A 13,727-nucleotide genomic window follows, 5' to 3' on the forward strand; every position below is an offset into this window, starting at 1 on the left:
AAATCTCGATATGCTACGTTGTTACGCGATATTATTATGCACCACTCTGATGGTTCCGGTGATGCTGTTTGGCCAGGAGCAGAAAAGCGTGCGGGTAAGGGCTGATGAGGCTTTTGAAAGACAGGAGTATGCTGTTGCAGGGTCCCTGTATGGCAGGATCATTGCAAAGAAGAAAACCAAAACTTCTATTGATCTCCTGGAACGTATAGCTCTCTGTAACCGTGAAATTGGCCAGTATGAAGACGCTGCCTTCTGGTATGAGAAAATGGATCAACGTCCGGATTGTCCGCCAGTGGCACATCTGCAATATGGAGAAATATTAAAAAGTGCAGGTAAATATGTTGAAGCAAAACAACAGATAGCCAAATTTAAAAGTTCAAAGCCAGATAGTGTCCGCCTGGCGAACGCTATGATGGCTGGCTGTGACAGTGCTATCGCATGGAAGACCAACCGTCTCGACATGGCGATGGAGAACATCAAGGAACTGAGTTCTTCCGGCTCGGATTACGTAAGCGGTGTAACAAGGCAGGGTCTCCTCCTGGTATCCAACGGCTACCGTAAAATGACCATGAACCTGTTGCCTGAGAAGAATCCCAAAATTGATACACGTACCAATCAGCCCTATTACAAGGCATATATCTTTAAACAATATTCACAGGGCGTGGCCAATACTTTCGTTGAAGAAGTAGTGCCGCAATTATTAGCCCTGGTACCTTATCACATCGGACCTGTATGTTTTAACGCCAGGGAAGATACCATCTATGTAACACTGAACTCATGGCAGCAGGATATCGCCAACCGTAAGAAACGCGGTCCTGTAAATGGTGAACGTACAATGATGGTGTTCTGGTCTGTGAAATCAGGTGATGAGTGGAGACCACTCGAACCACTGAAAGAGATCAACTCCAACGGTGCTTCTACCGGGCACGTTGCCCTCAGCCGCGATGGCAGGACCATGTACTTTGCTTCCAACAGAAAAGGCGGTCAGGGTAAAATGGACATCTGGTTCAGTGAAAAACAGAAGAACGGCAGATGGGGTAAACCTAAGAACTGCGGTCCGATCATCAACACTCCTTTCGATGAAGCATTCCCGACCTATAATGAAGAAGACATGTTGTACTTCTCCAGTAAAGGTCATCCGGGTATGGGAGGTTTTGACATCTTCCGTGTAGCCGGTAAGGGAACTGAATGGCATCGCCTGCAGAACCTGCGCTATCCGTTCAACTCCGGTGGCGATGATCTGGGTTTCATCATGAAGGCGAATATGTATGAAGGTTACTTCTCTTCCAACCGTCCCGGCGGCGGTGGTAGTGACGATATCTACCGTTTCATGGATACTCACTTCACAGAAAGGTTCAACAACGACCAGGGTATCCAGCCTTATAAAGATCCGGAGCCGGGATCAAATCCAAACCCGGTTATACTGGCACAGAACAAGCCTGCTGATAAACCACAGGTGGCAGAATCAACAGGGGTGGCAACGCCTAAACCGGATGAACCGGTGGTGGTATCTCCGAGACAAACTGTAACTGCGCCGATCAGCTTACCGGGAACAGTGGCTACTACTACAACTCCGGCAAAACCTGCTGACGAACCAGTGGTACACTCTCCGAAACAGCCTGTAAGTGCTCCGATAGATATTCCATCTACAGTTAGTACTACACAGCACCCGGTTTCAGAACCACTGGTAGCTAAAAACGAACCTGCGAGCGAGCCGGTTAAAGAACCGGTAAAAACGCCTGTCAAGCGTACACCTCCTGTTAAACCAGGAACCGGCAAACCAGTGAAGACGCCTGTGGTAGCTCCTCCAGTACCTGTAAACGAGCCAAAATCAGAATACGAACCAGAACCAGTTGCAGAAAAACCAGCTGAGAAGATCGAAACTGTAGCCGTTGCACAGCCGCAACAAACCAGACAGGATATTGAAATGTCAGAAATGGACCATGCTATCCAGAACAAAATGGAGAATATGGAGTTCTACTACGACTATAACAGTGCTATCCTGACCACTAAGTCAAGGAACCTGCTGGATAGGGTTGCCGTGGTGCTGAACCAGTACCCTGACTGGAAACTGCAGATACGTTCCTACACCGATAGCCGTGGTTCTGACGCCTATAATAAGGACCTCTCTGCTTTACGTTGCTACGCAGTAATTGACTACCTGGTAAGAAAAGGTGTAGCTTCAAACAGACTTTACTACGAGAATATCGGTAAAGATCCCGAAGATCCATGCGGTAAAGGTGCACCTTGTACGGATGAACAGTACATGCGCGCAAGACGTACCATGTTGAAAATCATTCACAAGTAAGATCGTACTACCAGAATAAAGGAACGCCCTCCCGGTACAATACCGGGAGGGCGTTTTGCATATAACAAAAAAAATTATTTTTGGGATGGTACCATACCACGTTAGGTACGACACCTTTATAGAGAGTCTGGAAAAGAGCGAACTAAAGAGTTTTTTGTATTAACCATACGCCTTAAAATACCATTTGCCTGTGAAGACCGGTCTTATATCTGCACATACTTACTTAAAGAGCAACCTGACGTAACAACAACCTGTGGCTTGGATTATTGTAAGCAGAAATAAACCAGTAGTTCCATATCGTCTCAAAAAAACCGTTATAAATGAAAGTAAATTCTACCTTTCGTAGCGCATTGTCATACCATCGCGTAAGACATGCCTTGCTGGTACTGCTCCTCATGCTGGGCATATCCCCCCTCATGGCGCAGGTAAGTCCGCAGGTGCCCGCAACGACAAAGAACCACAACAAACAGGTGATAGGATATATCACCCAATGGGATGCCTGGAAAGACGTGGCTGGCATCGTGCCCAAAGGAGGTTATAACCAACTGAACGTGGATTATTCGCAGTACACCATCCTTAACTTCTCCTTCTTCGGTGTAGCGAAAGACGGTTCCTTGCACAGTGGGGACTTCCGCAACAAAAATATTTACCAGGTGGGCGCTGTACAGGAACCCGGTGCGCTCGTAAATGAGGACATTTACAGCAGCTGGGATATGTTCCTGCTATATGGTGAGCTGGATGCTCCATTATATTATATCTCTGAAGGCAGTTATGCCTATACCCTGGGATACCGTAATGAAGGCAGCGGCTGGAAAAACGTTAACACCGGCAAAACCGGCGCTTTCCCTTTATCTGTTCCTAAACAGGGTGGTGCACAGGGCGTACTCGACCTGGCTCATTCCAAAGGTGTAAAAGTAATGGCTTCCATCGGTGGCTGGAGTATGTGTAAACACTACCCTGAAATGGCTGCCGACGCTACCAAACGGGCTAAGTTTGTGGCCAATTGCGTTGACCTGATCAACATGGGCTTTGACGGTATCGACTTCGACTGGGAATATCCTAACGATCCAGGTATGAACATTGAAAGATACAGCACTGCCGACTATAACAACTTTGCAACGCTGGTAGAAGCAGTAAGAGCCGCTATTGGTCCGAATAAACTGATCACAGCTGCATTCGCCGCTTCTCCTGCCAAACTGCAGGGTTTCAACTGGTCTCGTCTGAATAATTCAATGAATTATTACAACATGATGACCTACGACTACAATGGCGGATGGTCTAATAAAGCTGGTCACAACGCTCCACTGTACGACTATCCGGGTGCAGAATACAGCAACTTCTCCGTAGATGCTACTGTGAAAGCGCTGAAAGCCCTGGGCGTAAACATGTCTAAAGTGAACATCGGTGCTCCTTTCTATGGCCGTGGTGTAGTAACCAGCGGTGCGGCTGCACTGAATGCTGCTACTACCAAACGTGCTGAGACTGTACAACCGGATGGTCCTATCCAGACCTGCGCTGACTATACCAACTGGGCGAAAGACCTGTGGGATGGTACACCTAACTACAGTTACATTCTGCAGCAAACAAGTTCTGGCTGGACTGAAGGCTGGGATGATGTTGCAAAAGTACCTTACAAAACAAAAGGCAATTATTTCCTGAGCTACGACAACGAACGTTCAGTAGGAGAGAAAGCTAAATATATCAAGGACAATGGACTGGCAGGTGTTATTATCTGGCAGGTATACGGAGACATGCTGAACATGACCAGCAGTACCGTTGCTAAGGGCAAGCTTATCTATTGTCCTAACACTACTTCTCCGCTTGTAAATAAGATCAATGCTGTATTTGCTGATGGCAGCACTCCGACCAACCAGCCACCATCAGTGAACCTGACTGCACCAACTGCAAATGCATCATTCACTGCACCTGCAAGCATCACTGTCAGCGCTAATGCTACAGACAGCGATGGCAGCATTGCCAAAGTTCAGTTCTTCAACGGCGCTACCAGTCTGGGTACCGCTACTGCTGCTCCATACAGCATTTCCTGGAGCAATGTAGCTGCAGGTACTTATAGCATCACTGCTGTAGCGACTGACAATGCAGGCGCTGTTACCACTTCATCTGCAGTATCAGTTACCGTAAAATCAGGTACTGTTGATCCTCCTCCTCCCGGCGGTAAAGTAGTGGTAGGTTACTGGCATAACTGGAACCTCGCTTCTGCTCCTTATATCCGCTTACGCGATGTAGACAGCCGTTTCAACGTGATAGAAGTAGCTTTCGGTACTACCGGCAGCGACTATTCTACTGTAAGCTTCACTCCGGAAGGAACAACCGTGGCAGATTTCAAAGCTGATATCGCTACGCTGCAGTCACAGGGTAGGAAAGTGTTACTGTCACTGGGTGGTGAGACTGGTACGCTCATGCTGAATACCACTGCCAATAAACAGTCTTTTGTTACCAGCATGAAAAACCTGCTGGATACTTACAACTTCGATGGTTTTGACATCGACATCGAAGGTGGTACCTCTTTGCAGCTGAACAATGGCGATAACAACTTTATGGCGCCAACTACGCCTAAAGTAGTGAACCTGATCGCAGCCGTGAAAGAGATCGTTGCTTACCGTCAGGCACAGGGTAAAACCTGTCTGCTGACAATGGCGCCTGAAACTTACTATGTACAGACAGCTTACGGCGCTACCTATTCTCCGCTGGTAGGTGCTTATCTGCCTATCATCTATGGTCTGCGTAACGAACTGTCCTGGATACAGCCGCAGCTGTACAATACCGGTTCTGTAATGGGCCTGGACAACAAGGTATACAACTCAGCAACAGCTGACTTCATCGTATCTATGACTGAGATGCTGTTACAGGGCTTCCCTGTATCAGGTACCAGCCAGACTTTCCCTGCACTGCGTGAAGATCAGGTAGCATTCGGTCTGCCTGCTGCTCCTGGTGCTGCTGGTAGTGGTTATACTGCTCCTGCCGAAGTAAAGAAAGCACTTAACTATCTGACCAAAGGGCAATCATACGGTGGTGGATACACCCTGCGTAAAGCAGCTGGTTATCCCGGTCTGCGTGGTATCATGACATGGTCTGTAAACTGGGATAAAGTGAACAACAGCGAGTTTGCTGCCAACTACTATCCTTATTTCTTCGGTTCTACTCCGGGCAACCAGTCTCCGGTAGTGAGCATCACTTCTCCGGCTGCAGGCGCTGCTTTCACTGCACCGGCTTCCATCACTATCACTGCAAGTGCATCTGATGCTGATGGTACTGTTTCTAAAGTTGAATTCTATAATGGCGCGACCAGATTAGGTCAGGCCACTAGTGCTCCCTATACCTATACATGGACTAACGTAACAGCAGGCACTTATAGCCTTACTGCTGTTGCTACTGATAATGGCGGTGCTGTTGCCACATCATCTGCAGTATCAGTTACAGTAAACGGCACAGGTGGCAATACCTGCGACGGTATTGCTGCCTGGTCAGCTACCGCTGTTTACACTGCTAACATGCAGGCAGTTTACAACGGTAAGATCTATAAGGCCAACTGGTGGACACAGGGCGACCAACCTGATACCCACAGCGGCGCCGGTCAGGTTTGGGCATATGTAAGTGATTGCGGCGGTACTAATCCTGGCAACCAGGCTCCTGCTGTAAGCATCACTTCTCCTGCCAGCGGTGCTACATTTACAGCTCCTGCTACAGTAACCATCCAGGCTACTGCTTCAGATGCTGACGGTACCGTGTCTAAAGTTGAATTCTTCAACGGCAGCACTAAACTGGGCGAAGCTACTGTAAGTCCTTATTCTTACACCTGGAGCAATGTTGCAGCCGGTTCTTACAGCATCACTGCTAAGGCTACCGACAATGGCAACGCTTCAACTACCAGCGGTACAGTAACTATCACAGTAGGCGGTGGCAACACCGGTAACTGTGCAGGTGTGCCAACTTACCAGCCATATCCTGCCGTGTACAACATGGGCGATAAAGTGGTATACAATGGTAACCTGTATGAAAGCCTGTCCAACGGACTGTATAACGTAACTCCTGGTACAGCTGACTGGTGGTGGAAACCACTGGGTGCATGCGGAGCAAGTGCTGCAACCGTAGCAGCCGTATCTCCTGCGCCTGACAATGTTGTAAATGAGAAAGTACTAGTATTCCCTAACCCGCTGACAGGTACTACACTGAAAGTACAGTTCAACGCTGCAGCAGGCGAGAAAGTACTGATCGAACTGTGGAGCACCGGTGGAAGTGCCGTGATCCGCAAACAATACATCGCGGCATCCAAAGGCCAGCAAACAGTTGATCTGGATGTTTCTCAGGTACCAGCAGGTTCCTGGATACTGAAAACAAGTCATCTGAAGAGCGGTCGTAAGGGTACTGCGAAAGTAGTGCGCCTGTAAGAGGTAATTTAGAAGTCAGAGAATCAGGAACTGAGAATGTCATTCTTAGTTCCTGATTCTTAACTTTTAATTACTGATTTTTCTATCAACCATATCATTAAAACGAGAGTCTGTATGCTGCTTTTTACACCTTCCAATACTGTAATTCTTTAAGTGCTCTTTCTGTGGAGCCGGCCATAAGGCCCCTTCACTTCCCTCGAAATAATTTATCGCTGATGCTAAAATTCCATAGGTATGATTAAAAATTTTACACATTTATGTATTAAGAGCTTTATTATTCCTGTCCTGATTGCAGCCGGCCACCTAACGGTGCTGGCGCAATCAGGTATTTACGGAGGCGGCCCCATTTACAAGAACCGCAGTTATGCTATCAATGAACTGAGAAATTCAGGATACACCTATGTAGTGGTGTGGACCATTCACATTGATGCCAGCGGCAACTTTAACTTCAATGCTGAATTCCCCCTGGTGCAGAATGGCGCCTATGTTGGGGGCAGTTCCTATCCCAATTTTGTGGATGACATGGCGCGGCTGAAGTCTGCGCCCACTACCATCAACAGGCTGGAGTTCTGTCTCAGCGCCTGGGGATCTTCTACCTTTACCAACATAAAAAATCTCATTGCTGCGCAGGGTACAGGTAGCAGCAGTATCCTGTACCGTAACTTCCATGCATTGCGGAATACCTTCCCGATGGTGGATGCGATAGGCTTTGATGATGAAAGTGCGTACGACGTAAGTTCGGCTACCGCGCTGGCAGTCATGCTGGGCAATCTGGGTTTTAAAGTCAGCCTGGTGCCCTATACCAATTCCGGTTTCTGGACAAGCGTAGCTACCAATACCAATAACCAGCGCCCCGGAACGGTTGACAGGATAGACCTCCAGTGTTATTCCGGTGGCCGCAACAATTCTCCCTGCAACTGGAACTTCGGTACAATACCGGTGTATGCCGGTTTGTGGGATGCAGAGAAAACAACCGCACAGGTACAAAGCCAGCTGACCACCTGGAAGAATACGTGCAGTGCACGTATCAAGGGCGGTTTTATGTGGCTGTATGATGATATTGATAACAGTACACAAACCGCAGCTTATGCAACCGCTATCAGGAACGTATTTGGCGGTGGTACCCTCAATACGGCTGCTGCTACGTTTTACAGGGATTGCAATTACGGCGGACTGGCAATCAGTTTGCCGACAGGCGATTATACTCTTGCCAGACTGCTTTCCTTTGGCATCAGGAACGATGAAATTTCATCAGTAAATGTAAACAGCGGATATAGTACACGCCTCTACGTAAACGATAACTTTGGTGGCAATTCCCTCGCGCTTACAGCCAGTAATGACTGCCTCGTAGATGAAGGCTGGAACGACCTGGCAAGCTCCCTGATCATCCGTGCCGGTTCCGGTGCACGAACTGCTGATAATGCAGTACAGAAGACCAGCATTCCTTCGGCGCCGTTAGTAAAAGGATTTATCCTTTATCCTAATCCTGCGAACAGTCAGTTGATACTGGCCGCAGATGAGGACCTAACCGGCGTATTCATGCAGGTATTTGACATGACAGGAAGAGCGGTCCTCTCGTTCAGGAATACCAATAACAGGCTGGATCTTTCCAGGCTGCGGCCGGGCGTATATACGCTTGTATTTAACAGGAGCGGCAACAAGGTGTCCCGGCAGTTTATTAAGCAATAACCATTTGAAATATATCCTGATTACAAGTTCTGCTTTACACTTCTTGTACATGAGCGTATAAAGGGAAACACATCTCTGTCCGGAGGCAATAGTGGAACTTGTAATATGGCATGCACGGTTCATGACCGGCTTATTTTTTATCCCTCAAAACACAAAGCATGAAAACAACGAAATGGATCAAGGCGTGTCTGCTGCTGGCAGCAGGTGCGTTTATCTCCGTACAGACATTTGCCCAATTCAAGGTAGTAGGCTATATGCCTTCCTGGTCGGGCAGTGTGAGTGCCATTCAGTACAGCAAACTGACGCACATTAACTACTCTTTCGCATTACCAACTTCTACAGGTGGCCTCCAGGCCATCGAAAATCCTTCCAAATTATCCAGCCTGGTTAGCAGCGCTCATGCCAATGGCGTGAAAGTGCTGATAGCAGTGGGTGGTTGGAACAATGGTAACGATGGCGCGTTTGAAGCACTTGCTGCAAATGCCACCTATCGTACCAATTTCGTTAATACCATGATGAGTTTCGTAAACCAATACGGGCTGGATGGTGTGGACATCGACTGGGAATATCCGGACGCTGGTGCATCTGCAAATAACTACCTGTTATTGATGCAGCAGTTGTCAACTGCGCTTCACAACCAGGGAAAACTGCTGACAGCAGCAGTTGTTGGTACCGGTGGCGCCAGCATCCTGAACGGAGTATTCAATGTAGTTGATTTCCTTAACCTCATGGCTTATGATTATAATAATTACGAACACTCTACCTACAATTATGCATCTCAGTCGCTGTCTTACTGGGTTGGCAGGGGTCTGCCTAAGGCAAAAGCTATATTAGGTGTGCCTTTCTATGCCCGTCCATCATGGAACAGCTATGCAACATTGTTGTCACAGGGCGCCAGCCCAAATTCCGATTATTTCGGAAGTGACTATTACAATGGTATTCCTACCATCAAAGCTAAAACCAACCTGGCATTCGATCAGGGCGGTGGTATCATGATGTGGGAACTGTCTCAGGATGTTAACAACGCTAACTCGCTGCTGAGTGCTATCTACCAGGTGAAAATTGACCGTGGTGGTGGTACGAATCCTCAGCCCGGTTCAGTGATCCAGGCAGAAAGCTATAGTTCTATGTCAGGTGTACAAACGGAAGCCTGCACCGATGAAGGTGGTGGATCTAACGTAGGTTACATCGAAACCGGCGACTGGATGGCATATTCCAGCATTAACTTCCCGACTTCCGGTACTTACAAGGTAGAGTACAGGGTAGCCAGCCAGAGCACTGGTGGTCAGTTATCACTCGACCTTAATTCAGGTTCTATTGTACTGGGTTACCTGAACGTACCTGCTACCGGTGGATGGCAGACCTGGACCACTATTTCACACAACGTGAATGTGGCTACTGCAGGTACTTATTCTGTAGGGATCTATGCACAGGCAGGTGGCTGGAACATTAACTGGTTCCGTATTACAAAAGTATCTACTGCTGCTGCTGCTACTGTAGCTGCAACAAATCCGAAAGACGTGGTATTCGAAAATAAAGTGGCTGAAAAAGCGCCTTTATTATATCCGAACCCGGTTGCTACTTCACTGAACCTGAAAGGTGACTTTAACCAGCCAGGTGGTATTATCACTATCTATGACCTGAACGGTAAACAGGTGCTGAACGCCAAAGGTGGTGTCAGCAACATCAGCGTAGATGGTCTTCCTTCCGGTACATACCTGCTGGTATATACGAAAGGTGATAAGAAAGTGACCCAGAAATTCGTGAAGAGATAATATAAACTGTAGTCTCCGGCAGAGAGTGTTTCCCTTTTTACACAGTCCCTTTTATTAACCATTTAAAAACAAAACCCTTTTATGATGAGATCACTAAAATTGTCCCTCATGTTAACCGCTGGTCTGGCGCTTGCAGGGAGCGCCGCATCAGCCCAGAACTGGCAGCTGGTCTGGCAGGACGAATTTACGAACAGTATAGGCCCCGATTGGGTATTCGAAACCGGTACCGGTTCCGGCGGATGGGGCAACAATGAATTACAGTACTATCGTCAGGAAAACGCTTCAATTGAAAATGGCCAGCTTGTGATCACTGCCAAACAGGAGAGCTTTGGTGGCATGAACTACACCTCTGCCCGTATGAAAACCCAGGGCAGAAAATCATGGACATACGGCAAGATAGAGGCACGTATTGCCATACCTTCTTTCCAGGGCTCATGGCCTGCATTCTGGATGCTGGGTAGCAACATCGCCCAGATCGGATGGCCGTCCTGCGGAGAAATAGATATCATGGAACATGTGAACACAAATGCAGAAGTAAATGGAACTGTACACTGGACAGGCACCAATGGCCTCCATGCTTCCTATGGAAGCACTACGCCGGTGAATGTGACCGGGTACCATGTCTATACCGTTGAGTGGGATGCCAATGCCATTAAATGGTTTGTAGACGGCGTACAGTACAACGTGATCAACATTGCCAACAATGTAGGCAGTACAGAAGAGTTCCATCGCGATTTCTTTATCCTGCTCAACTTTGCGATCGGTGGTAACTGGCCTGGCTTTACCGTGAACAATGGTGCGTTGCCGGCTAAAATGTATGTGGATTATGTAAGAGTATACCAGAACGGTGGCGGCACCAATCCGGGCTTCTCCACTACCATCCAGGCAGAGTCTTACAGCGCTATGTCTGGTGTACAGGTGGAAGCTACCACTGATGCAGGTGGCGGTTCAAACGTAGGGTACATTGAAACAGGCGACTGGATGGCGTATCCCGCTGTTACTATTCCTACTACCGGCACTTACAGGGTAGAATACCGTGTAGCCAGCCAGAATGGCGGCGGCCGTTTGTCGCTCGATGTAAATGCTGGCGCTAACGTGCTCGGTTACGTTGACATTCCTTCCACAGGGGGATGGCAGAACTGGACCACCGTTTCACACAACGTTACTATCAACGCCGGTACTTACAACTTCGGCATCTTCGCCCAATCCGGTGGATGGAACATTAACTGGTTCCGCATCACCAAATTGTAAACCACATCCTTTATTAAAAAACGTAAAACAGTTTACCCTATGAGCAAAATGTTAAAATATATAGCAGGAACGTCACTGGCATTGCTGGCGGCTTCCATTACAAACGCACAACAAAAAGAGCCTTATCGTCTGGGCAGTCCTGCCGGTATCCTGCAGGATATCCGCTCGCAGGCACAAAAGCCACATGCAAGACTGGTAAGCGCTACAGAATTGAAAATAGGCGCAGGTGCTGTCCTGACAGGTAAAGTGAACGCCCGCCATACAGATGGTAAAAACATGGAAGCCGTGATCGGTGAGATAGAGAACACACCAGGTTCTTCCTTCTACCTGCAGGTAAAGGATGGAGAGGTAACAGGAAATATCATCCTGCGCAGCAGCAAAAAAGGTTACAAATATTATACAGATAAAACAGGCACGGCCTATGTAAAAGAGGTACACCTCGATTCGCTTTTATGTATTGATTATAACAAAGCACCAGATGGAGAAACCGCCGGAAGGATAGCACCTGCCAATACCAGTGTGCTGGGCGCTCTGGCCCTGCCGGAGCTGCAAAGTCTTCCGGGAGCGAATGGTGTGGTATTGCTGGACTTTGACGGGCAGTACGTATCAGGTACATTATGGAACAACGGTAATCCTATCAATGCAGCGCCTACAACACTGACAGAAGCGCAGCAGCAGGAAGTGTGGGAGCTGGTGAGTGAAGATTTCCGTCCTTTCAGACTGAATGTGACCAACAGTGAAGCCGTGTACAATACATATCCTGCCAACAGGAGAATGCGTTGCATCTTCACACCGACCAATACTGCTGCTCCCGGAGCTGGTGGTGTTGCCTACGTGGGTTCTTTCAACTGGGGTAATGAAACTCCTTGCTGGGTATTCAATGGTGGCGTAAAAGGCGCTGGTGATGCAGCCTCTCATGAAGTAGGTCATACTTTCGGTCTTGGTCACGACGGCCGTACCAGCCCTTCAGAAGGTTACTATGCAGGTCATGGCGACTGGGCGCCTATCATGGGTGTAGGTTATTATGAGCCAATCGTACAGTGGAGTAAAGGTGAGTACACCAGTGCCAACCAGCTGGAAGACGACCTGGCAAAGATTGCCAGCAGCACTTATGGTGTTGGTTACAGAACAGATGATGCAGGTGGATCTACCGGTGCCGCAGCTGTATTGAATGTGAGCGGTGGCACAGTAAATACCAACGGTGTGATCGAGCGTACCGGTGATGTGGATTTTTACAGCTTTACTACCGGTGGTGGTGCAGTGTCGCTGAACTTTGCAACACCTACCCGTCATCCTAACCTGGATATCCTCGCTACCTTATATAACAGCAGCGGCGGCGTAGTGGCTACCGGCAACCCGACAGGTTTGTCTGCATCTATCAGTACAACAGTGGGCGCAGGTACCTATTACGTATCTGTAACGGGCACAGGTTATCTGAATCCGGCCAATACCGGTTATTCCAACTATGGTTCCCTGGGTAGCTATGCTATTACCGGTACCATCGCTTCTTCTGCAACAACAGCAGCTACCGTTTACAAAGATTGTAACTATGGTGGTTACGCTGTTGCATTACCGGTAGGTAGCTATACATTATCGCAGCTGCAGGCAAGAGGTGTAGTGAACGATGATATCTCTTCCCTGAAGGTAGCCGGCGGTTATGAAGCGATCCTCTACAAGGATGATAACTTCGGTGGCGAGGCATACCTGTTCAGAGGAGACTTCTCCTGCCTGGTAGACCTGTCGCTCAATGGCGCACCGCTGAACCTCAACGACTGGACTTCTTCCATCGTGATCCAGCCTTCTACCGCTAAAGCAGCAGCACGTACTACTGGTGCACTGCAGTATATCGAGAAGGTAAGTTCAGCAGCAGCTGAAAGCAAATTGGGTACTACCCTGAACGTACTGCCGAATCCGTTTGTAAATGATGTAGTGGTGAGAACTACCGCCACTACGAAGGAAGGATTCCTGTACGTAACTGTGTTTGCGCTGGATGGTAAAACAGTACTGCCGGCCAAACGTATTGTGAACGGTGAGAAGATAGACCTCTCAGGCGTAAGCAAAGGCGTATACCTGATTAAGATCTTCAACGGTAAGGATACTGAAATAAGGAAGATCATCAAGCAATAGTGACTTTCCTGCTTGCCGGGATTGTGTAAAAAAGCAAAAAACAGGATTACCACCTACTAAATGTGGTAACTCCTGTTTTTTGCTTTTTTTGTTTTCCCCTTTTCTACAGTAGTAAATACATTCCAAATACTTTTAATTTAATTTTTTGTTATAAAATAGTGCATAATA

The 13,727-nt window shown here is 47.9% G+C and carries 6 protein-coding genes; all 6 read left to right on the forward strand.

The window, feature by feature from the left end; translation table 11 throughout:
* Nucleotides 1–10 precede the first annotated feature (10 nt).
* The 6 genes from L3C95_RS06965 to L3C95_RS07000 all read left to right on the forward strand — a co-directional run bounded on the left by L3C95_RS06965 (nucleotide 11) and on the right by L3C95_RS07000 (nucleotide 13,559).
* Nucleotides 11–2,308 (forward strand): OmpA family protein, encoded by a 2,298-nt coding sequence (locus L3C95_RS06965; RefSeq protein WP_236386101.1) that lies wholly within the window; start codon nucleotides 11–13, stop codon nucleotides 2,306–2,308.
* A gap of 320 nt (nucleotides 2,309–2,628) precedes the next feature.
* Nucleotides 2,629–6,717 carry a glycosyl hydrolase family 18 protein gene (locus tag L3C95_RS06970; RefSeq protein WP_317207684.1) on the forward strand — a complete coding sequence of 1,363 codons (4,089 nt, stop codon included), beginning with the start codon at nucleotides 2,629–2,631 and terminating at the stop codon, nucleotides 6,715–6,717.
* Between the two features lie 234 nt (nucleotides 6,718–6,951).
* Nucleotides 6,952–8,406, forward strand: a complete 1,455-nt coding sequence (locus tag L3C95_RS06985) for a T9SS type A sorting domain-containing protein (protein ID WP_236386102.1) — start codon at nucleotides 6,952–6,954, stop codon at nucleotides 8,404–8,406.
* Nucleotides 8,407–8,564: 158 nt separating this feature from the next.
* Entirely contained in the window at nucleotides 8,565–10,181 is a 1,617-nt protein-coding gene (locus L3C95_RS06990) for a glycosyl hydrolase family 18 protein (protein WP_236386103.1), read from the forward strand.
* A gap of 81 nt (nucleotides 10,182–10,262) precedes the next feature.
* Nucleotides 10,263–11,432, forward strand: a complete 1,170-nt coding sequence (locus L3C95_RS06995; RefSeq protein ID WP_236386104.1) for a carbohydrate-binding protein — start codon at nucleotides 10,263–10,265, stop codon at nucleotides 11,430–11,432.
* A 39-nt stretch (nucleotides 11,433–11,471) separates the two neighbouring features.
* On the forward strand, nucleotides 11,472–13,559 hold the full coding sequence (locus L3C95_RS07000; RefSeq protein WP_236386106.1) for a T9SS type A sorting domain-containing protein: 2,088 nt from the start codon (nucleotides 11,472–11,474) through the stop codon (nucleotides 13,557–13,559).
* The last annotated feature ends 168 nt before the right edge of the window (nucleotides 13,560–13,727 follow it).

Origin of the sequence: Chitinophaga filiformis, from assembly GCF_021646545.1 — a bacterium.
In the GTDB taxonomy this organism is placed as follows: Bacteria; Bacteroidota; Bacteroidia; order Chitinophagales; family Chitinophagaceae; genus Chitinophaga; species Chitinophaga filiformis_A.